Here is a 17,999-nt window from a genome sequence, read left to right as displayed (position 1 = left end):
AAGCCGTGGGGGATCAACGTGGCCCAGGCCTTCGTGCGCGACCCGGACATCGTGAGCTTCGTGGCGGACCAGGGGCTCAGGTTCGTCACCACCTCGGCGGGCGACCCCAACCGGTACTGCGAGGCGCTGAAGGCCAAGGGGCTTGACCGTGTTCCACGTGGTGCCCAACCTGGCCGCCGCCGAGAAGGCCCTCGCCGCCGGCGTCGATGGCCTGGTGGTGGAGGGCGGCGAAGGCGGCGGGTTCAAGAATGGCCGCGACGTGGCGACCATGGTCCTGCTGCCGCTGGTCTGCTCCCGGACGGACCTGCCCGTGATCGCGGCGGGCGGGATCACCGACGGCCGGTCCATGGCCGCGGCCTTCGCTCTCGGCGCAGAGGGCGTTCAGATGGGCACCCGGATGGTCTCGGCGGCCGAGAGCCCGGTGCACCAGAACTGGAAGGACATGATCGTGAACGCCAGGGAGACGGACACCGTCTTCCTGAATCGCCACGGCCCCGGCCCGGCCCTGCGCGCCCTGCGGACCGAGAAGACCACCCGCTTCGAGCTGGAGCCGCCGCCAAACATCATGGCCGAGATGGCGAACGCCCTCGACCTCTACTTCGGCGGCGACATGGAGGCGGCCATCGCGCTCACCGGCCAGGTCGCCGGCCGCATCGACAGCGTGAAGCCGGTGGCGGAGATCATCCGCGAGACGGTCGAGGAGTTTGAAGCCGTGATGACCCGCCTCGGCCGCCAATATGGCCGGGTGGCGGAACCGGCCTGATCGCAGCGGCCCTGGGGGCGGAGCGGAAACCCCCTCCACCGCTTCGCGGTCCCCCTCCCCCTGCGGGGGAGGAACTGTCTCGCGGCGCCTCTCCCAGCGCGGCGGGCGCTACTTCGGCGCGACTCGCAGGATGCGCCCTTTCTCGTTGTCGGTGGCGACGTAGAGGGCGCCGTCGGGACCGACGACGACGTCGCGCAGGCGCTCGCCCACCTCGGTCAGCAGGCGCTCCTCGCCGACGACCTTGTCGCCCTGAAGCGACAGGCGGGCGAGGTACTTGGGGCCCAGACCGGTCACGAACAGGCTGCCCTTCCAGGCTGGCGCGGCGTCGGCCGTGTAGAAGGCCATGCCGCCTGGCGCGATGACCGGGTCCCAGTAGTAGATCGGCTGCTCCATGCCGGCCTTCTGGGTGATGCCGCCGGTGATCGGGCCGCCCGCGTACTCGACCCCATAGGCGATGGTGGGCCAGCCGTAGTCCTTGCCCTTGCGCACGATGTTCAGCTCATCGCCGCCGCGCGTGCCATGCTCGACCTCCCACAGCTCCCCGGTCGAGGGATGCAGCGCCGCGCCCAGGATGTTGCGGTGGCCGATGGAGAAGATCTCCGGCTTCACGCCCGCCTGGCCCACGAACGGATTGTCCTTGGGGATCGAGCCGTCGGCGTTGATGCGGACCACCTTGCCGAGCGTGCCGTCCATGCGCTGGGCCTGCATGCGGCCCTCGGTGATCGAACGCTCGCCGCCGGTGATGAAGAGGGTTCCGTCGCGCGCGAAGACCAGCCGGCCGCCATAGTGCTTGGTCGAGGCGAGCCGGGGCGTCTGGCGCCAGATCACGGTGACGTTTTCGAGCCGCGGGGCCCCGCCGGTGGTCACCAGTCGGCCACGGGCCACCGCGGCGTTGTTCATCTCGTCCTTCGGAGGCTCGGCGTAGGCGAGGTAGACGAGGCCGTTCTCGGCGAACCTGGGATCGAGGGCGATGCCCAGAAGGCCGCCCTGGTCGCGGGCGTCCACCGCCGGCACGCCCGCCACCGGCTCGGAGAGCTTGCCGTCCTTGAAGAGCCGCAGGCGCCCCGGCCGCTCGGTGATCAGCAGGCCGCCGTCTGGCGTGAAGGCCATGCCCCAAGGGCGCTGCAGGCCGGTCACGTGGTCCGAGACCTCGTACGCCACACCCGCCTTGACCTCCGGCGCGCGGGTCTGGCCGGGGAAGGCGGGCTTCTGGTCCTTGCCGTTGGGCGGACGGGTCTCGACCGGCGCGCCGCCCGCCGCGGCGGCGTCGGGCGTTCCGGTCTGGGCGGCGCCGGGCTGGCCTCCGCAGGCGGCGAGCAGGACGGCCGTGGCGGCGGCGGACAGAAGCGACTTCATGGACATCCTCATGTTCAGGTCCGTGCGATGGCGGCCAGCGCGTCCTTGGGTTCGGCGCCTTCCAGGTGGATCAGCGCCCAGACACCGAAGAACAGCCACGGCCAGAGGGTTCCCGCGGCGGGTGGTCCTCCCAGCTTCCGCACCGCATCGATCCTGTCCAGTCCCGCGCGGATATCGGCCGCGCGCGGGGCGATCCAGGCTTCGACAGGCACGGTGAACCCCTGCTTCTTCGCCCAGGGCTCCGCCGCTGGGCAGGTTCGCTCCAGCCACTTGCGCAGTAGCCATTTGCCATAGCCGCCGCGCACCTTGAACCGGTCCGCGAGCGGCCAGGCGAAGGCCGCGACCTCTCGATCCAGGAACGGCGTGCGGCCCTCCAGGCCGTGGGCCATCAGGCAGCGGTCCAGCTTCAGCAGCAGGTCGTTGGGCAGCCAGGTGACGACGTCGGCCCACTGGGCTTCCTGCAAGGGGGTCAATCCGTGCGGCGGGCGGGCCCGTTCGCGCCAGGCGGCCAGAACCTGCGGACGCGCGCCGCGGGGCTCGGCCGGCCGGCCGCCCAGCAGCTTCGGCCGCAGCGCCCGCCGATAGCGGCCGTAGCCGCCGAACAGCTCGTCGCCGCCCTCGCCGGTCAGCACGACGGTCAGGGCCCCTTTCGCCGCCTCGGCGAGCCGATAGGTGGGCAGGGTGGCGTAATCGGCCGTCGGGTCGTCCAGGGCCCACGCCACCTGCGGCAGGATGCGCCAGAAGTCCTCCTCGCCGAACGTGGTCTCGCGCCAGTCCAGGTCCAGCGCCCGGGCCACGCGCTCGGCCTGGGCCCGCTCGTCCTTGGCGCCGGGAGCGTCGAAGCCGCAGGTGAAGGCGGTGACGGGTCGCTGGTTCAGCCGGGCCATCAGGGTGGCGATGGCGGTGCTGTCGATGCCGCCGGAGAGGAACAGGCCATAGGGCACATCCGAACGCTGGTGGACCCGCACGCTGTCCTCCAGCACGGCGTCGAGCTGGGTGAGAAGGTCTCGCTCCTCCCCCGTCCCGAAGAGGGCGGGGGAGGGGGACCGCGAAGCGGTGGAGGGAGCGTTGGACTTTGCGTCTGGAGCCTGCGGCCTCACGCCCCCTCCGTCTCGTCGCTGGGGCGCCGAGCCACCTCCCCCGTCCTCTTCGGGACGGGGGAGGAGCGGGTTGCGGCGCTTTCCGCTCACGATCCGGCCGTCGCGGACCTCCACCACCTCGCCGGGCGCCAGGCGGCGCAGGCCGTGGAAAGGGGTCCGCTCGCCGAGCACGTAGTTCAGGTCGACGAGCTCCCGGGCCGCCCCCTCGTCCAGCACCTTCCGCATCAGCCCGGCGGCGAAGAAGGCACGCGGTTCGGAGGCGAAGGCCAGCCCGCCGGCATGCTCCATGATGTAGAGCGGCTTGATGCCGAAGGGGTCGCGCGCCAGCCAGGCGCGGCCGTCGGGGCCGATCAGGCAGAGGGCGTACATGCCCCGCAGTCGCGAGAACGCGGCCTCGCCTTCGCGAGCATAGAGATGCAGCAGGGGTTCGAAATCCGAGCCGGTGGCGGTGGAGAGGCCGAAGTCCCTCGCCAGCTCCACGTAGTTATAGATTTCGCCGTTGCCGATGACCGTGCCGCCTGCGGCGTGCAGGGGCTGCCAGCCGCCCTCCAGGTCGATGATCGACAGCCGTGCGTGGGCGAGCCTGGCGCCCGTGGCCGTTTCCAGGCGGATTCCGTCGGGACCGCGATGCTGGAGCGCATGGATCATGGCCTCGACGGGCGCGTCCTCCGCGCCCCCCAGCTGGCCCGCGATGCCGCACATCAGCCGGCTCCGTAGTCGGCGAACAGGGTCTTCCACTGGCCGACCACCGCGGCCTCGGAGAACTCCGCCTCGACCCGCGCGCCGCCGGCGGCCGCCAGCCGGGCGCGCAGCATGGGCTCGGCCAGCAGGCGGCGGACCCCTGCGGCCAGGGCGTCGGCGTCGTCGACGGGGACCAGCAGGCCGTCGTCACCGTCGCGGATCAGCGCCTTCGGGCCCTGGCTCTCGGCGGCCACCACCGGCAAGCCGTGGGCCCAGCTCTGGATCACCACATTGCCCAGGGGTTCGTAGCGCGAGGGGAAGACGCAGACGTCGGCGGCCCGGTAGAGGGCGGAGGGGTCGGTGCGCCACCCCAGGAAGCGGACGCGATGCGCCACGCCCAGGGCCTCGGCCATCCCCTTCAGCTTGGCCTCCAGCGGTCCGACGCCGGCGATCCATAGGAAGGCCTCAGGCAGCTGGACGAGGGCTTGCAGGGCCACGTCGTGAGCCTTGTTCTCGTGCAGCCGGCCCATGGCGAGGAGCAGGGGGACGTCCTCGGGCGTGTCGAGGCCGGCGCGGTCCACGGGCGCGGCGTCCGGCGGGGCGGCGGCGAAGTTGGGAATGCAGGTCACCCGGCCCGCCGGCCAGCCCTGGCTCACGATCCAGTCGGCGATGTCCTCGGTGTTGGCCACCAGGTGGTCGAAGCCCTTGTAGTATTTGAGGCTGTAGTAGCCGCCGAGCCGGCCGATCCGCGCCCAGGGCCCGCGCGGGGTGTGGCGCGCGGCGCGGTTCATCCAGGCCAGCGCCACCCGGGTCTTCTGCAGGGCGGCGAATCCGGCGGCGGCGGGCTTGGTCAGGATGTCGATCGGACCGCCGAAGCGCAGCACCTTCACGGGTATGCCCGCGGCCTTCAGCCGGGCCTCGCGGGCGGCGTTGCCGCGAATCGCCGCCGCCTCGGCCACGCCGGCGCGATTCAGGGCTTCGAGCAGGTCGACGAAATACGTCTCCGCGCCGCCTTCGCCGGCCGTTCCCAGGAGGTGCAGGACGCTCATCGCAGGTGCGACCCTAACGGCAGATCGTCGCTTGCCCAAGCGCTTGAAGCGGAGCGTCTCTCACCCTATAACCCCCGCCTCGCGCGGCGAGCGCCCTGGCTTGGCTGGGTAGCTCAGCTGGTTAGAGCGGTGGATTCATAACCCACAGGTCGGCGGTTCGAGCCCGCCCCCCGCCACCAGGGCCTCGCCGCGCGAATACCCCCTAGACTAGAGCCCCGCTCCCGCCGTCAGGCCGCGTCGCGATCCTCCGCGCGCTCGACGGGCTCGGGCGGGGTGTTGATGGTCAGCATGGCGTCATAGCCCTGGGCCTCCGCCTTGTGCGCGGCCTTGCTGGCGGCCGTGACGGCCGCGTCCAGGGTCGAATAGGGGCCGAACCGCTTGCCGTTCAGCCCGACCACCCAGGCGCCGTCGACCAGATCGACGGTGTAGTTCACCCGCGCCATTCGTTCCCTCGTCGCATAACGCCGGGATCGTCGCTGATTCGGGCCGGTTCGCGAGGCCGAATACGAAACACCCCGTCATCCGCGTCTGGCACGCCGCTTGTTGCGTAACGTGTTAGGCGGGCCAAAACGGCACGCCGGCCCGATGGAGACCTGATCATGGTGTCTTCCGTTGTCGTGGCCCGGACCAAGTCGGACGGGCTCGAGTATCTTGCAGAAGCCGCTCCGGTCGCGTGGACCGACGCGTCGGATCTCGCCCAGCATTTCCACAGTGTGCGCGACGCCACCCGCGCCGCGATGCGGCTGCCCAGCCGCTTTCGCGCCTTCGCCTTGCCTGTCACGGACCTCGCCAGCTGAGCGGAGTCTAGGGCGCGGCTTCGCCCCACTCGTTCCAGCCGGCGAAACGGGGCGTGCCGGGCAGGTACATGCTGTCGTGACGGCGGACCTTGAAGCCGGCGGCCTCGATGGCCGTGGTGACGGGGCGCGTCAGGTGGCAGCCGCCGGCGATGCGCTTCCAGACCGGCTCGATCCGCCGCTGCCATTTGGCGACGCCGGCGTCAGGCGCCAGGCCGTGCTCGCAATACAGGAACCGACCGCCCGGCTTCAGCACCCGGCGTGCCTCGGCCAGCGCCGCGGCGGGCGTGTGGACCGAGCAGAGGGTGAAGGTGCAGACCACGCAGTCGAAGCTGGCGTTCTCGAACGGCAGCGCCTCCGCCGTCCCGTCCTCGACGGCCACGGACAGCCTCGGATCGCGCGGCGCGGCCTGGGCGATGGCGCGCAGTTCGGGCGCGGGGTCCACGCCGGTCACGCTTTCCACCTTGCCGGCGTCGTACAGCGCCAGGTTCAGGCCCATGCCGATCCCCAGCTCCAGCACACGCCCCTCGGCCTGGGGTACGATCTTCGCCCGCTGCTTCATCATCGGCGGCGCCGAGCAGGCGCACTTGAGCAGCCGGGGCAGGATGAAGCGGTCGTAGAGCGAGGCCATGCCGCAGCATGGCCCAGCTAGCGGGGTTCGTACACCTTCGGGGCCGGCGCGATGGCGACGGGGCCGAGGGTGGTCTGGCCGGCCTCGAAGTTCAGGGTCGCCCGGGCGACATCACCTTCTTGGCGCGCCGTCGTCACCGCGGTGGCGGCCTCGACCCGATCCTGCGGGATCGTCCCCGTGGAACCCAGGGCGCCCAGCGCGCGCGGAGCCTGGCGCAGCGAGACGTCCAGCACGCCCCGCGCCCGGCCATCCGAGCCGACGCTCAGCGTCCCGGAGTTGACGCCGACTAGCGCATCTCCGGCGGTGAGGCCGCCGCGTCGCACGTTCATCTGCCCGCCCGCGGCGACCCAGGCGCGCACCGCGCTGGGCCAATCCTGGCCGCGGAAGGCGCTGATCTTGGACATGCGGCCGTCCCACTCGATGGAGACGGGCTTTTCGCCGGCGATGCGGCCCAGCAGGCCCGAGAGGCGCGCCTTGCCATCCTTGACCGACAGCCAGACGCCGGCCTCGTCGCCCACCTCGCTCGGGGCTTGGCGGAGGTGGAACTCCACACGCTCGGCGGCCTGCAGGCCGAAGGGCTGGGCGCCGGCAGCGGGCTGGAAGGTCAGGCCCACGCCCTCGAACGACACATTGGGCGGGGTGTTGGACAGATGGCTGAGGCTGGCGCGGAGCGTCTTGCCGCTCACCCGCACCGGCCCCCCGATCGGCCGCACGAAGGTCGCGCCATCCGGGGCGGCCAGGACCCAGCTCGTCGGCGCGTGCATGAAGGCCTGCGCCTCCAGCTTGGGGGTCTCCAGGGCCCATCCCGAGCGGTCGCGAACACGGGCTTCGGTGAGGGTCACGTTGAGGCGGAAGGGATAGCCGCTGATGGCCCGCTCCTTCCAGGCCACCTCGTAGCCGGCGTTGCGAAGGGCCTCGGCGCCCGCTTCGATGCGCGCCTGCGTCTCCCCCCGCGCCCAGATCCAGGCGGCGGACCATGCGGCGACCAGGATGAAGGCAAGGCCGAAGGCGATGTAGAGGCGAAGCGGGCTCAGTTTGCGAGGCGCGGTCGGATCGGGCACAGACATCTAAGGGGCTGGTCTTGGCTGCGGGTTCGGGGAGCGTATGGCGTCTGAACGGTGGGTCTTCGGCTATGGTTCGCTGATGTGGCGGCCGGGATTTCCGTTCGCGGAGCGGCGGGGGGCCACCTTACACGGACGCCGCCGGGCCTTCTGCATCTATTCGGTCCATCACCGCGGCACCTACGAACGGCCCGGTCTGGTGCTGGGCCTTGCGCCCGGCGGGGCCTGCCGCGGCGCGGCTTATCGCGTGAGCGAGGCGGATTGGGCGGAAACCTACGCCTATCTGCTGGAGCGCGAGCAGCCGACCGAGACCTACATTGAAGCCCGCCGGCACGTGCGGCTGGACGACGGCCGCCGCGTCGAGGCGCTGTGCTTCCTGTCGGACGTGCATCACCTGCAATGGGCCGGCGCGCTCAGCCTGGAGCGACAGGCGGACCTGATCGCCGGGGCCAGGGGCCTATCCGGCCGCAACGTCGACTACCTGCGCGACCTGGTCGAGCACCTGCGGGAGATGCGAGTGCGCGACACCGCCATGGAGCGGCTGCTGGGCATGGTCGAGGTCAGGGAACTCGCCGCCTAGAGCTTCATCAGGGCGTTGGACGCGGTCTCGATCCGCTCTTCCAGCAAGCGCATGAACTCGGCGCGCTTCAGGCCCGGCGGGATGGGCTCGAGGTATTCGAACACGATCGTGCCCGGGTGCCGGATGAAGCCGTGGGCCGGCCAGTGGACCCCGGCGTTGGTCGCCACCGGGTGCACCGGCACGTCCAGTTCGCGGTAAAGCGCGGCGATGCCAGGCTTGTAGTCCGGCGGCGCGCCCGGCGCCTGGCGGGTGCCTTCCGGGAAGATCACGATCTGGCGGCCCTTGGCGAACAGCGCCTTACCCTCGCGGATCACCTGGCGCATGGTCTTGGCCTGGCCTTCGCGGTCGATGACGATCGCCCCGGCCTTCTTCCCGTACCAGCCGAACCAGGGGATCCAGGCCAGCTCCTTCTTCATCACAAAGGAAGAGGCGGGCAGCACAGCGAACTGGGCGAAGACGTCCAGCATGCACTGGTGCTTCGGCGCCACCAGACCCGCGCCGGTCGGGATGTGTTCGCGGCCCCGGATCTCGACCCGGATGTCGCAGATGGCCAGCAGCGCGATCACACCGCGGCCCCAGAAGTTGAACATCCAGTAGGTCCAGCGCATCGGCCCGAACAGGACCGGCGTGAAGCCGACCGCGACCACGGCCGTCCATAGGTAGAAGCAGGCCACGTACAGGAGGGAGCGGAGCGCGGTCACGACGTCGCTTTCGGTTGCGCCGCGGGGGCTTCGCGGGGCCCCAGCCCCAGCACCGCCTCGCGGCCGAGGATCGCCAGATACTTGCAATACTCCACAACCATCAACCGCGCCGCGCGCGGGTTGCGCCACCAGTGGCGGTCCTTCAGAGCCGGCGTGGGCACGGCGTAGGTCTGGGCGGTGACCCCGGTCCCGCGCAGCACGGCGTTCAGCTCCAGCATGGCGCGGGGCATGTGGTAGTCGGCGGTGACGACGATCAGCCGGTTGTAGCGCATGGCCTGGGCCCAGTCGGCGGTCTCCCGCGCGTTGCCGACGGTATCGGCTGCGGTGAAACCCAGGTCGACGCAGCAGTCGTAGAGCCGCCGCACGGCGCGCGAGACGTTGCGGATGTCTTCCCGGCTGGCCATGCGGTTGACGCCGGAGACGAGGACCCGGCGGCCATAGCCGTCCTCCAGCAGTCCCATGGCCGCCGCGAGGCGTTCGTTCGATCCGGCCCCGGTCAGGGCCACGATGCCCTGGGCAGGCGCGGGCGCGCGGGCCGGCGTCTGCTGCTGCACCCGGCTGGCGAAGGCCAGGAGCCCGGCGAACCAGATCAGCGCCACGACCAGGAAGGCGGCGGTCGACCTCATCAGAGCCGTTGTATCAGCCGGCGGGCGGTGATGCGCGCCGCAACCGCCGCCACCAGGGCGGCGAGGATGGGACAGGGCAGGACGGCCAGGAGGTCGACCCAGGCGATCGGCAGGGCGGGCGTGATCCCCTGGCCGCCGCCGATCAACCGCAACACGGCCCCCAGGACCGCGGCGCCCAGCGCGCCCGCAGCCCCGGAGAGGGCGGCGATGCGGGCGAAGCGCAGCTCGAACAGGTTGGCGATCTGGGCGTCCTCGGCGCCGGTCAGGTGCAGCACCTCCACGACGTCGCGGCGGGCGGCCAGGCCGGCGCGGGTGGCGTAGGCGACGACCGCCGCCGCGGCCCCGGCGATCAGCGCCAGCAGCGTGCCCGCGGTCCAGCGGACCACCCCGGCAGCATGGCGGATGTCCTTGATCCAGACGCTGTGGTCGTCGACGACCGCATCGAGGCCCTGGCCCTTCAGCGCCTTGTCCAGGGTCGCGGCCGTGGCGGGCGCCTTGTCGTCCAGGCCGACGGCCACCAGGCGCGGCACGGGCAGATCGTCGAGGTCGGCCACGTCGCCCAGCCAGGGCCTGATCAGCTCGTAGGCCCTTTCCTTCTCCAGCGCCCGGGCCTCGGTGACGCCCGGCACGCCGGCCAGGGTTTCCGCGGCGCGCGCCGCGGCGGCGTCTGGGGTCTCGCCGCCCCGTGCGCGGACGATCACCGTCGCCTCGCCGGTGAGCTGGCTGGCCCAGCCCTGGGCGGCGCGATTGCCGGCGATAACGCCCAGCGCCGTGAGGCAGGCCAGGAAGCAGAGCACCGCCACCACGAACAGCAGCGCAGGATCTCGCGCGTCCTCCTCGGGCAGGAAGGAGGCCGGCCGCCAGCGCGCCGGGTCGAATGGTTCGCTCATGCCGCCGGCCCCTGCGGCGGCAGCGGGCGCAGGCGGCCCTTGTCCAGGTGCAGCACCGGGCGCGCCGATCGGGCGACCAGGTCCTGGTCATGGGTGGCGATGATGATCGTGGTGCCCAGGCGGTTCAGCTCGACGAACAGGCGATAGATGCGCAGCGCCATTTCGTGGTCGACGTTCCCGGTGGGCTCGTCGGCCAGCAGGATTTCCGGACGATTGACCACCGCCCGCGCGATCGCCAGCCGCTGCTTCTCCCCGCCGGCCAGCGTCGGCGGCAGGGCGTCCATCCGCGCGCCCAGGCCCACCCAGGTCAGCAACTCGGCCACGTCGTTGCGATATTCGGAGGCCTTGTGGCCGGCGATCCGCAGCGGCAGGGCGGTGTTGTCGAACGCCGACAGGTGATCCAGCAGCAGCAGGTCCTGGAACACCACCCCGATGCGCCGCCGGGTGCGGGGCAGATCGCGGGCCGGCATGGCGGCGACGTCCTCGCCGAACAGCCGCACCGAGCCGGACGATGGGCGCGAGGCGAGGTAGATCAGCTTCAGCAGCGAGCTCTTGCCCGCACCCGACGGGCCGGTGACGAAGTGGAACGAGCCGCGCGGCAGCGACAGCGAAACGTCGCTCAAGACCTCGGGCCCGCGCCCGTAGCGCATCGAAACGCCGGCGAAACGGAGGATCTCGTCGGCCGATGGATCAACCGACGGCGTCATTCGGGTTTCTGGACATGGAGGCCGAAATCGGCGACCTCGACGTGAGGGTGCTGGAGCGTCCGATTCGACCGCATGATACTGACCTGTCCAGAGTGCGCTACCAGCTATTTCGTGGATGACCTGCGCATCCCGCGAGGCGGACGCATGGTCAAGTGCACGACCTGCGGAAACCGCTGGCGCGCCTTCCAGGATCGCTCCGTTCCAGAGTCGGAAAAGCCCGAGGAAGAGATGCTGGTGGAGGGCCCGCGGCCCGAGCCCACGCCCGCGGACGACATCGATTTCGTCGCCGCGCCGGCGGTCCCCGAACGCAAGCCGCCGGTTCGGAAGAAGACGCCCCTGGGCCTGGTCGTCGGCGTCAGCCTGGTGGCCGTCCTCGGCGTGGCCCTGGGCGGGATCGTCCTGTTCCGCCAGCAGGTGGCGACGCTGATCCCGGCGGCGGCGCCCATCTTCGCGGCCATCGGCCTGCCGGTGAACACCACGGGGCTGGTCATCGAAGGCGTGAAGTCCCAACCGACCTTCCAGGCGGGGCGTCCCGTGCTGTCGGTCACGGGTGCGATCCGCAATGTCAACAAGGTCTCCACCGAGGCGCCGCCCATGCGCATCGGCCTGCTGGACCGGACCGGCAAGACCGTGGCGGGCGTCCTGGTCCAGCCCCTGAACGCCAAGATCCCGCCGGGCGCCACACGCTATTTCGCGATCTCCCTGCCCGACCCGCCCGCCGGCGCGGAGGAACTGGACATCGCTTTCGAGCCGGCCGCCAAGGGCTCGGCCGCACCGGCGGCTGACCACGCGGCGCCAGCGGCGGCCCCGCACCCCGTCGAGGCCCAACCCCTGCCTGCCACCTCTCCGGACGCCCTGAAGACCCATGAGCAGCACTGACCAGCCGACGGTCCTGATCGCCGAGGACGAGGTGATGCGCCGGGTGGAGGCCCTGGCCGCCCAGATCGCGCCGCGGATCGACGACGAGACGGTGGTGGTCTGCCTGCTGACCGGTGGCATCTGGTTTGCCGCCGACCTGACCCGCGCCCTGGCGCGGCAGGGGCGGATCGTGCGCTTCGACGCCCTGTGGTTGGCCTCCTACAAGGATGAGCGCCAGTCGAGCGGCCGCTGCGAGGTGCGCGCCGACCTTCAGCGCCCGATCGCCGGCCGCAAGGCGCTAGTGGTGGACGACGTCTTCGACACCGGGTTGTCGCTGTCCGAAGCGGCGCGTCTGGTGAAGGATTCCGGCGCGACGGAGGTGCTGACCGCCGTCTTCGCCCGCAAGCCCTGGCCCACCCCACGGGCCATGGAGCCCGACTTCGTGGCCTGGGAGGCGCCGGGCCGGTTCCTGGTGGGCTACGGCCTGGACGTGGCCGGCACGATGCGAGGCCTGCCCTACATCGGGGCCATGGACTGACGGTCTTGCCATAGAGGCCTTCGTCTCTCATAAGAGACGAATGGATAATTTAGTCGACGACTCATCGGCCAAGCTCGCGCGTCGCATCCAACTGGAGCGTGACGCCCGAGGCTGGTCGCTGGCCGATCTCGCCGAACGGTCCGGCGTGTCGAAGGCCGCCATTAGCAAGATCGAGCGGGCGGAGGTCAGCCCGACGGCGGTGATCCTGGTTCGGCTGGCGACGGCGTTCGACCTCACTCTGGCCGGCCTGCTGCTGCGCGCCGAGGGCGATGCGGGCCGCCTGTCGCGGGCGGGCGAGCAGCCAACCTGGCGCGATCCCGACACCGGTTACGTCCGGCGCCAGATCTACAATCGCCCGGACCATCCGCTGGAGCTGGTGCAGGTGGAGCTGCCGCCGGGCCGGCAGGTGGAGTTCCCCGCCTCGGCCTATGCCCGCATCCGCCAGGCGCTGTGGGTCACCGACGGGGAGCTGGTGGTCCACGAAGGGACCGAGCGCCACGTGCTGCAGGCCGGCGACTGCCTCGGCTTTGGGCCGCCCGCCCCCGTCGTCATCGCCAACCAGAGCCTGCGCCCCTGCGCGTATGTCGTCGCCCTCGTCCGGAGCTGAGCCATGGATGCCGCCACCGCCCCTTTCCTCGTGCGTGAGGACGACCTGTCCAGCCCGCAGACCCAGGACCTGCTGCGGCTGCATCTGGCCGGCATGCGTGACAGCTCGCCGCCCGGTCATTCGTTCGCCCTGGACCTCTCAGGCCTGAAGGCGCCGGGCGTCACCGTCTGGAGCGCGTGGCGGGAAGGCTCGATCGCCGGCATCGGCGCGCTCAAGGAACTGGGCGACGGCACGGCCGAGATCAAGTCGATGCGGACGCATCCGGATCACCTGCGCCAGGGGGTCGGGGCCGCGATCCTGGAACGCATCATCGCCGAAGCGAAAGGACGGGGCCTGAAGCGGCTGAGCCTGGAGACCGGCAGCGGCGAAGCGTTCGAGGCGGCCCTGGCCATGTACCGCCGGCGCGGTTTCCGGTCGGGTGGCGCGTTCTCTGACTATGTCGCCAGCGACTTCAACCAGTTCATGCACCTGGATCTCTAGAGCCAGGGGGCGGAACGCTCCCGGGCCAGCATGTCGTCGTAGGTGGGGCGCGGACGGACCACGGCGAAGTCATCACCCTTCACCAACACCTCGGGGACCAGGAGGCGCGAGTTGTATTCGCTGGCCATGGCCGCCCCGTAGGCGCCGGCGCTCATGAAGGCCACCAAGTCGCCGGCCTCGAGCGGCGGCAGGACGCGGTCGCGGGTGAAGGTGTCGCCGGTCTCGCAGACCGGGCCCACTACGTCGTAGGTCACCGGGACGCCCGGACGCGGACGGACCGGGCGGATGTCGTGATAGGCGTCGTACATAGCCGGCCGCAGCAGGTCGTTCATGGCCGCGTCCAGCACCAGGAACTTGCGTCCCTCGGGCCGCTCGTGGACGTGGTTCACCTGGGCGACCAGCACGCCGGCGTTGGCGGCGATCATCCGGCCGGGCTCGAAGGCGAGCTGGACGTCGAGGCCCCGGGTCACGCGGCCTATCATGGCGGCGTAGTCCGCCGGGTCGGGTGGGGTCGGCTGGTTGAAGTAGGGCACGCCGAGGCCGCCGCCCAGGTCCAGGCGCTCGACGGACAGGCCTTCGGCCTTCAGCCGCTCCACCAGGCCGCGCATCTTGGTGAAGGCGGCCTCCATGGGGGCGAGGTCGGTGATCTGGCTGCCGATGTGGCAGGCGACGCCCGCGGGCCGGACACCGGCCATGTTCGAGGCGTTGGCGTAGAGCCGCTCGGCCTCGGAGAAGCTGACCCCGAACTTGTTCTCGGCCTTGCCGGTGGAGATCTTGGCGTGGCCGCCGGCCTCCACGTCGGGGTTCACCCGGATCGCCACGGTGGCGCGCCGGCCCATCTGCTGCGCAACGCGGTTGACGAGGTGCAGCTCGGGCTCGGACTCGACGTTAATCTCGGCGACGCCGGTCTCGACGGCGAAGGCGACCTCGCCCTCGGTCTTCCCGACCCCGGAGAAGACGATACGTTCGGGCGGCACGCCGGCGGCCAGGGCCCGGCGGATCTCGCCCTCCGACACCACGTCGGCCCCGGCGCCCAGCCTGGCCAGGGTGCGCAGCACGGCGACGTTGGAATTGGCCTTCACGGCGAAGGCGATCAGCGGGTCCTTCAGCCCGACGCCGGTCAGGGCGTCGCGCAGGACGGTATAGTGCCGCTCCAGCGTGGCCGAAGAATAGACATAGACCGGCGTCCCCACCGCCTCTGCGATGCGGGAGAGGGGAACGCCTTCACACGCGAGCTCACCCTCCAGAAGCTCGAAGTGGTTCATCGCCGCGGGTTGGCGTAGGGGTCGGGCAGGGCGCTTTGCGGAGGCAGCGCGCCGGGGCCCCGGTTGGTGCCGGGGATCGGCAGGGTGCGCGGCGGCGCCGGGTCGGTGGAGCGGTCGCGCGGATCGACGGTGTCGACCGGCCGGCTCGGGTCCTGTTGGCGCTGGGCGTCGTCGGCGTCGCGGGTGCGGTTGCGCTCGGCGCCGAACAGCGGGCCGGGCCGCTCCAGCTGGCCCACCTTACCGCAGCCGGCGAGGCCCGCCGTCGCCAGGATCAGGGCGCTCAGCGCCATTAGACGACGGCTCATGCCAGGGCTTCCTTCCAACGCTTGATCTGCGCCCGGACCTGGTCCGGCGCGGTTCCACCATAACTCCGGCGGCTGGCGACCGAGGCCTCGGGAGTCAGCACATCGTAGATGGACGCGGTGATCCGTCCATCCAAGGCTTGCAGATCGGCGATCGGCAGATCGGACAGGCCGACGCCCAGCTGCTCGGCCCTCTTCACCGCGGCGCCCGTCACATGGTGGGCGTCGCGGAAGGGCAGGTTCAGCTCGCGCACCAGCCAGTCGGCGAGGTCGGTGGCGGTGGAGAAGCCGGCGCCCGCCGCGGCGGCCATCTTCTCGCGCACCGGCTCCAGGTCGGCGACCATGCCGGCCATGGCGCGGAGGCTGAGCTCCAGGGCGTCGAAGGCCTCGAAGGTGGGGACCTTGTCCTCCTGCATGTCCTTGGAATAGGTCAGCGGCAGCCCCTTCATCACCACGGTGAGCTGGGTGAACGAGCCCAGCAGGCGGCCCACCTTGGCGCGCACCAGTTCGGCGGCGTCCGGATTCTTCTTCTGCGGCATGATCGACGAGCCGGTGGTGAAGGCGTCGGAAAGCTTGATGAAGCCGAACTGCGGCGTCATCCAGATCACGATCTCCTCGGCCAGCCGCGACAGGTGCGTGGCGCAGATGGCGCCCGCGGCCAGGCTCTCCAGGGCGAAGTCGCGGTCGGCGACGCTGTCCAGGGAGTTGGCGGTGGGCCGTTCGAAGCCGAGGGCCTTGGCGGTCATGTGCCGGTCGATGGGGAACGGCGAGCCGGCCAGGGCGGCGGCGCCCAGGGGGCTCTCGTTCATCCGCGCCCGGGCGTCGGCGAACCGAGCGGCGTCGCGGCCGAACATCTCTACATAGGCCATCAGATGGTGGCCGAAGGTCACCGGCTGGGCCGGCTGCAGGTGGGTGAAGCCCGGCATCACCGCGTCGGCGTGGGCCTCGGCCTTGGCCAGCAGCGCCTTCTGAAGCGCCTGGATCTGGCTCTGGGTGCGGTCGCAGGCGTCGCGGACCCACATGCGGAAGTCCAGCGCCACCTGGTCGTTGCGCGAGCGGGCGGTGTGCAGCCGGCCGGCCGCCGGGCCGATCAGCTCGCGCAGCCGCGCCTCCACGTTCATGTGGATGTCTTCGTATTCGTCGCGGAAGGGGAAGGTCCCCGCCGCGATCTCGGCCTCGATGGTCGCAAGGCCGCCCTGGATCGCCGCCTCGTCCTCGCTTGTAATCACGCCCGCGGTGCGCAACATCGCGGCGTGCGCGCGGGACCCGGCAAGGTCCTGGGCCGCGAGGCGCTTGTCGAAGCCGATGGAGACGTTAATCGCCTGCATCAGCTCGGCGGGCTTGTCCGAGAACCTGCCGCCCCACATGGCCTGTCCCGCCGAGGACGGGCTGGCGGGCGGCGCGGAGGAAGATTGGGTCATATGAGCGAAGGTCCGGAAACGAGCGGCGGGCAGGTGGCGGGCAAGCCCAAGGCCGGCGTGCTGACCTGGGGCCTCTGGGGCGCCGCCCTCGTGGGCGTCGCGGCGGTTGTCTACATCATCGGTTCGGCTTCCACCAAACCGACGCCGCCGGCCCCGAGCGCGGCGACCACATCGACCACCTTCGCCAGCAAGCTCACTACCCCGGCCCAGCCGACGCCGTCGCCCGACTACACCTTCTACGACGCCAGCGGGAAGGCGATGAAGCTGGCCGACCTGAAGGGCAAGGTGGTGGTGATGAACATCTGGGCCACCTGGTGCGGGCCTTGCGTCACCGAGATGCCGACGCTCGCCAAGCTGCAGGCCGCCTATGCCGGCAAGCCGGTGGAAGTGGTCGCGATCAGCATCGATTCCGAGAGCTCGGCCGCCAAGGCGCGGCTGTTCATCGCCCAGCACGACCCGCTGAAGTTCTATCACGACCGCGAGATGAAGCTGCCGTTCAAGCTCTCGCCCCCCGCGCCGGGCGCGCCGACCACGGTGATCTACGGCAAGGACGGGATGGAGGTCGCCCGCGTGGCCGGCGAGGCCGACTGGGCGGGCCCGGAAGCCCGGGCGCTGGTGGACAAGGCGCTGGGGAGCTAGGCCCCTAGACGTCGGCGAGCGTGATCGCCGGACCGTGCTCGTGAACGCACTGGCCGTGGTCGTTCAGGGCCTCGATCACGCGGCAATCGCCCGCGCGGCCCTGGCAGTCGGCCGTCGCGATGCGCCGCAGCTCGTCCCGCAAGGCCTCCAGTCGCGCGATCTTGGTTTCCACTTCCGACAGCTGCTCCGCCGCCAGCGCGTTGGCCTCGCTGCAGGGTCGGTCCGGATCGTCGGACAGCGCCAGCAGCACGCGGATGGCGTCGACCGAGAAGCCGAGCTGCCGTGCATGCTTGATGAAGGACAGCCGCCGTACCGCCCCATCGTCGTAGATGCGCCGGTCGCTGTCGGTTCGCTCCGCGGTGGGCAGCAGCCCGATCTGTTCATAGAAGCGGATCGTCGGGACCTTCACGTCTGCGACCCGCGCTAGCTTGCCGATGCTCAAGACCGTCGTCATGGCGCAGCAATAGGCGCTTGATCCTCTAGTCGCTAGAGGATGCACACAGCGTCCATGTCGACTCGCACTGCCCGACGCCAGGCCTTTTCCCACGAGGCCGCCGCGGCCAAGCGCGCCTTCGCCAACGGCGACCTGGCCGAGGCTTTCCATCATCTGGAGCGCGCGCATGTGCTGGGTCAGCCCTGGGCGGGCGCTCATACGTGGGCTCACTGGATGATGCTGCGGATCGGTCTGAAACGGCGTGACTGGCGCGAGGTACGTGGCCAGATCCTCCGGCTCGCGGCCGGAGGGCTGCTTTCGTGGATGGGCCGGTTGCCGACGGGCAACACCGGTGGCGCCGATGTTCCGCCGGAAGAGCCCATGCCGCCCCCCGCCGACCTCGCTCACCTCTGCCGCTAACGGCCTCTCGATCCCACGACCCGGAGCCTGTCTCGTGCGTCGCCCGCCCCCCATCCTCCGCCATTCTCTCCCTGGTCTGGCGGCCGTCCTCTCCACC

Annotated in this window: 23 protein-coding genes and 1 tRNA gene; 10 read left to right on the top strand and 14 right to left on the bottom strand. The window is 71.0% G+C overall.

Annotated elements, in window-relative coordinates; translation table 11 throughout:
* The first annotated feature begins 148 nt into the window (after positions 1 to 148).
* Positions 149 to 763 (top strand): nitronate monooxygenase family protein, encoded by a 615-nt coding sequence (locus AX721_RS18245; protein WP_231733271.1) that lies wholly within the window; start codon positions 149 to 151, stop codon positions 761 to 763.
* Positions 764 to 871: 108 nt separating this feature from the next.
* Here AX721_RS18245 and AX721_RS18240 read toward each other — a convergent pair whose 3' ends face one another.
* From AX721_RS18240 to AX721_RS18230, 3 genes are read right to left on the bottom strand one after another with little or no spacing between them, the layout of a single operon-like run.
* Positions 872 to 2,125 (bottom strand): PQQ-dependent sugar dehydrogenase, encoded by a 1,254-nt coding sequence (locus tag AX721_RS18240; RefSeq protein ID WP_068877419.1) that lies wholly within the window; start codon positions 2,123 to 2,125, stop codon positions 872 to 874.
* An 8-nt stretch (positions 2,126 to 2,133) separates the two neighbouring features.
* Positions 2,134 to 3,921 (bottom strand): asparagine synthetase B, encoded by a 1,788-nt coding sequence (locus tag AX721_RS18235; RefSeq protein WP_068877403.1) that lies wholly within the window; start codon positions 3,919 to 3,921, stop codon positions 2,134 to 2,136.
* A complete protein-coding gene (locus AX721_RS18230; protein ID WP_068877402.1) occupies positions 3,921 to 4,949 on the bottom strand; it encodes a glycosyltransferase in 1,029 nt (342 codons plus the stop codon). Before AX721_RS18230 ends, AX721_RS18235 begins: the two co-directional genes overlap by 1 nt.
* A 102-nt stretch (positions 4,950 to 5,051) precedes the next feature.
* Between AX721_RS18230 and AX721_RS18225 the strand changes: the two genes are divergently transcribed.
* A tRNA-Met gene (locus AX721_RS18225) sits at positions 5,052 to 5,128 on the top strand.
* 48 nt (positions 5,129 to 5,176) lie between these two features.
* Here AX721_RS18225 and AX721_RS18220 read toward each other — a convergent pair.
* A complete protein-coding gene (locus tag AX721_RS18220) occupies positions 5,177 to 5,392 on the bottom strand; it encodes a hypothetical protein (RefSeq protein WP_068877401.1) in 216 nt (71 codons plus the stop codon).
* A gap of 156 nt (positions 5,393 to 5,548) precedes the next feature.
* Between AX721_RS18220 and AX721_RS18215 the strand changes: the two genes are divergently transcribed.
* Positions 5,549 to 5,746: a hypothetical protein gene (locus AX721_RS18215; protein WP_068877400.1), complete on the top strand. Its 198-nt coding sequence runs from the start codon at positions 5,549 to 5,551 to the stop codon at positions 5,744 to 5,746.
* A gap of 7 nt (positions 5,747 to 5,753) precedes the next feature.
* On the opposite strand, the gene AX721_RS18210 is transcribed toward AX721_RS18215, so the two are convergent.
* Complete coding sequence (locus tag AX721_RS18210; RefSeq protein ID WP_068877399.1) at positions 5,754 to 6,374, bottom strand: class I SAM-dependent methyltransferase; 621 nt, start codon at positions 6,372 to 6,374, stop codon at positions 5,754 to 5,756.
* 17 nt (positions 6,375 to 6,391) lie between these two features.
* The gene (locus tag AX721_RS18205) at positions 6,392 to 7,441 is read right to left on the bottom strand and encodes a DUF2125 domain-containing protein (protein WP_068877398.1); all 1,050 of its coding nucleotides are present in this window, start codon (positions 7,439 to 7,441) and stop codon (positions 6,392 to 6,394) included.
* A gap of 37 nt (positions 7,442 to 7,478) precedes the next feature.
* Here AX721_RS18205 and AX721_RS18200 point away from each other — a divergent pair, with 37 nt between their 5' ends.
* Positions 7,479 to 8,015, top strand: a complete 537-nt coding sequence (locus AX721_RS18200) for a gamma-glutamylcyclotransferase (RefSeq protein ID WP_068877397.1) — start codon at positions 7,479 to 7,481, stop codon at positions 8,013 to 8,015.
* Here AX721_RS18200 and AX721_RS18195 read toward each other — a convergent pair.
* The 4 genes from AX721_RS18195 to ftsE are packed head-to-tail and all read right to left on the bottom strand — an operon-like array spanning position 8,012 to position 10,939.
* The gene (locus tag AX721_RS18195; protein ID WP_068877396.1) at positions 8,012 to 8,716 is read right to left on the bottom strand and encodes a 1-acyl-sn-glycerol-3-phosphate acyltransferase; all 705 of its coding nucleotides are present in this window, start codon (positions 8,714 to 8,716) and stop codon (positions 8,012 to 8,014) included. The two genes, AX721_RS18200 and AX721_RS18195, sit on opposite strands and share 4 nt — an antisense overlap.
* Complete coding sequence (locus tag AX721_RS18190; protein WP_068877395.1) at positions 8,713 to 9,342, bottom strand: YdcF family protein; 630 nt, start codon at positions 9,340 to 9,342, stop codon at positions 8,713 to 8,715. The genes AX721_RS18195 and AX721_RS18190 overlap by 4 nt, the downstream gene beginning before the upstream one ends.
* Positions 9,342 to 10,232, bottom strand: a complete 891-nt coding sequence (locus AX721_RS18185; RefSeq protein WP_068877394.1) for an ABC transporter permease — start codon at positions 10,230 to 10,232, stop codon at positions 9,342 to 9,344. Before AX721_RS18185 ends, AX721_RS18190 begins: the two co-directional genes overlap by 1 nt.
* Complete coding sequence (ftsE, locus tag AX721_RS18180; protein ID WP_156467240.1) at positions 10,229 to 10,939, bottom strand: cell division ATP-binding protein FtsE; 711 nt, start codon at positions 10,937 to 10,939, stop codon at positions 10,229 to 10,231. The genes AX721_RS18185 and ftsE overlap by 4 nt, the downstream gene beginning before the upstream one ends.
* A gap of 72 nt (positions 10,940 to 11,011) precedes the next feature.
* On the opposite strand from ftsE, the gene AX721_RS18175 reads away from it, so the two are divergent.
* From AX721_RS18175 to AX721_RS18160, 4 genes are read left to right on the top strand one after another with little or no spacing between them, the layout of a single operon-like run.
* Positions 11,012 to 11,818, top strand: coding sequence for a DUF3426 domain-containing protein (locus AX721_RS18175; protein ID WP_082765498.1), 807 nt, complete (start codon positions 11,012 to 11,014; stop codon positions 11,816 to 11,818).
* On the top strand, positions 11,805 to 12,335 hold the full coding sequence (locus AX721_RS18170; RefSeq protein ID WP_068877392.1) for a phosphoribosyltransferase: 531 nt from the start codon (positions 11,805 to 11,807) through the stop codon (positions 12,333 to 12,335). Before AX721_RS18175 ends, AX721_RS18170 begins: the two co-directional genes overlap by 14 nt.
* 40 nt (positions 12,336 to 12,375) lie before the next feature.
* Positions 12,376 to 12,942, top strand: coding sequence for an XRE family transcriptional regulator (locus AX721_RS18165; RefSeq protein ID WP_068877391.1), 567 nt, complete (start codon positions 12,376 to 12,378; stop codon positions 12,940 to 12,942).
* Positions 12,943 to 12,945: 3 nt separating this feature from the next.
* Entirely contained in the window at positions 12,946 to 13,422 is a 477-nt protein-coding gene (locus AX721_RS18160; protein WP_068877390.1) for a GNAT family N-acetyltransferase, read from the top strand.
* Here the strand turns inward: AX721_RS18160 and lysA are convergent.
* Genes lysA through argH form a run of 3 tightly spaced genes read right to left on the bottom strand, consistent with a single transcriptional unit; the run spans position 13,419 to position 16,410 of the window.
* Positions 13,419 to 14,687 carry a diaminopimelate decarboxylase gene (lysA, locus tag AX721_RS18155; RefSeq protein ID WP_068877389.1) on the bottom strand — a complete coding sequence of 423 codons (1,269 nt, stop codon included), beginning with the start codon at positions 14,685 to 14,687 and terminating at the stop codon, positions 13,419 to 13,421. The two genes, AX721_RS18160 and lysA, sit on opposite strands and share 4 nt — an antisense overlap.
* A complete protein-coding gene (locus AX721_RS18150) occupies positions 14,684 to 14,992 on the bottom strand; it encodes a hypothetical protein (protein WP_156467239.1) in 309 nt (102 codons plus the stop codon). The genes lysA and AX721_RS18150 overlap by 4 nt, the downstream gene beginning before the upstream one ends.
* Positions 14,989 to 16,410 (bottom strand): argininosuccinate lyase, encoded by a 1,422-nt coding sequence (argH, locus tag AX721_RS18145; protein ID WP_082765491.1) that lies wholly within the window; start codon positions 16,408 to 16,410, stop codon positions 14,989 to 14,991. The genes AX721_RS18150 and argH overlap by 4 nt, the downstream gene beginning before the upstream one ends.
* Here argH and AX721_RS18140 point away from each other — a divergent pair, their 5' ends adjacent.
* A complete protein-coding gene (locus tag AX721_RS18140; protein ID WP_068877386.1) occupies positions 16,411 to 17,049 on the top strand; it encodes a TlpA disulfide reductase family protein in 639 nt (212 codons plus the stop codon).
* Between the two features lie 4 nt (positions 17,050 to 17,053).
* Here the strand turns inward: AX721_RS18140 and AX721_RS18135 are convergent, their stop codons facing one another.
* The gene (locus tag AX721_RS18135) at positions 17,054 to 17,503 is read right to left on the bottom strand and encodes a helix-turn-helix domain-containing protein (protein ID WP_068877385.1); all 450 of its coding nucleotides are present in this window, start codon (positions 17,501 to 17,503) and stop codon (positions 17,054 to 17,056) included.
* A 54-nt stretch (positions 17,504 to 17,557) separates the two neighbouring features.
* Here AX721_RS18135 and AX721_RS18130 point away from each other — a divergent pair, with 54 nt between their 5' ends.
* The gene (locus AX721_RS18130; RefSeq protein ID WP_068877384.1) at positions 17,558 to 17,902 is read left to right on the top strand and encodes a DUF3703 domain-containing protein; all 345 of its coding nucleotides are present in this window, start codon (positions 17,558 to 17,560) and stop codon (positions 17,900 to 17,902) included.
* The last annotated feature ends 97 nt before the right edge of the window (positions 17,903 to 17,999 follow it).

The organism is Phenylobacterium sp. CCH9-H3 (assembly GCF_001557235.1).
Lineage (GTDB): Bacteria > Pseudomonadota > Alphaproteobacteria > Caulobacterales > Caulobacteraceae > Phenylobacterium.
Note: the sequence above shows the minus strand (reverse complement) of the source record. Positions and strands in the feature narration are given on the sequence as shown.

What these genes read in the sequence shown, in the direction of transcription:
- AX721_RS18240 (WP_068877419.1), bottom strand. Translation starts at nt 2,125, where the DNA reads ATGTCCATGAAGTCGCTTCTGTCCGCCGCCGCCACGGCCGTCCTGCTC.
- AX721_RS18235 (WP_068877403.1), bottom strand. Translation starts at nt 3,921, where the DNA reads ATGTGCGGCATCGCGGGCCAGCTGGGGGGCGCGGAGGACGCGCCCGTC.
- AX721_RS18230 (WP_068877402.1), bottom strand. Translation starts at nt 4,949, where the DNA reads ATGAGCGTCCTGCACCTCCTGGGAACGGCCGGCGAAGGCGGCGCGGAG.
- AX721_RS18220 (WP_068877401.1), bottom strand. Translation starts at nt 5,392, where the DNA reads ATGGCGCGGGTGAACTACACCGTCGATCTGGTCGACGGCGCCTGGGTG.
- AX721_RS18215 (WP_068877400.1), top strand. Translation starts at nt 5,549, where the DNA reads ATGGTGTCTTCCGTTGTCGTGGCCCGGACCAAGTCGGACGGGCTCGAG.
- AX721_RS18210 (WP_068877399.1), bottom strand. Translation starts at nt 6,374, where the DNA reads ATGGCCTCGCTCTACGACCGCTTCATCCTGCCCCGGCTGCTCAAGTGC.
- AX721_RS18205 (WP_068877398.1), bottom strand. Translation starts at nt 7,441, where the DNA reads ATGTCTGTGCCCGATCCGACCGCGCCTCGCAAACTGAGCCCGCTTCGC.
- AX721_RS18200 (WP_068877397.1), top strand. Translation starts at nt 7,479, where the DNA reads ATGGCGTCTGAACGGTGGGTCTTCGGCTATGGTTCGCTGATGTGGCGG.
- AX721_RS18190 (WP_068877395.1), bottom strand. Translation starts at nt 9,342, where the DNA reads ATGAGGTCGACCGCCGCCTTCCTGGTCGTGGCGCTGATCTGGTTCGCC.
- AX721_RS18185 (WP_068877394.1), bottom strand. Translation starts at nt 10,232, where the DNA reads ATGAGCGAACCATTCGACCCGGCGCGCTGGCGGCCGGCCTCCTTCCTG.
- ftsE (WP_156467240.1), bottom strand. Translation starts at nt 10,939, where the DNA reads ATGACGCCGTCGGTTGATCCATCGGCCGACGAGATCCTCCGTTTCGCC.
- AX721_RS18175 (WP_082765498.1), top strand. Translation starts at nt 11,012, where the DNA reads ATGATACTGACCTGTCCAGAGTGCGCTACCAGCTATTTCGTGGATGAC.
- AX721_RS18170 (WP_068877392.1), top strand. Translation starts at nt 11,805, where the DNA reads ATGAGCAGCACTGACCAGCCGACGGTCCTGATCGCCGAGGACGAGGTG.
- AX721_RS18165 (WP_068877391.1), top strand. Translation starts at nt 12,376, where the DNA reads ATGGATAATTTAGTCGACGACTCATCGGCCAAGCTCGCGCGTCGCATC.
- AX721_RS18160 (WP_068877390.1), top strand. Translation starts at nt 12,946, where the DNA reads ATGGATGCCGCCACCGCCCCTTTCCTCGTGCGTGAGGACGACCTGTCC.
- lysA (WP_068877389.1), bottom strand. Translation starts at nt 14,687, where the DNA reads ATGAACCACTTCGAGCTTCTGGAGGGTGAGCTCGCGTGTGAAGGCGTT.
- AX721_RS18150 (WP_156467239.1), bottom strand. Translation starts at nt 14,992, where the DNA reads ATGAGCCGTCGTCTAATGGCGCTGAGCGCCCTGATCCTGGCGACGGCG.
- argH (WP_082765491.1), bottom strand. Translation starts at nt 16,410, where the DNA reads ATGACCCAATCTTCCTCCGCGCCGCCCGCCAGCCCGTCCTCGGCGGGA.
- AX721_RS18140 (WP_068877386.1), top strand. Translation starts at nt 16,411, where the DNA reads ATGAGCGAAGGTCCGGAAACGAGCGGCGGGCAGGTGGCGGGCAAGCCC.
- AX721_RS18135 (WP_068877385.1), bottom strand. Translation starts at nt 17,503, where the DNA reads ATGACGACGGTCTTGAGCATCGGCAAGCTAGCGCGGGTCGCAGACGTG.
- AX721_RS18130 (WP_068877384.1), top strand. Translation starts at nt 17,558, where the DNA reads ATGTCGACTCGCACTGCCCGACGCCAGGCCTTTTCCCACGAGGCCGCC.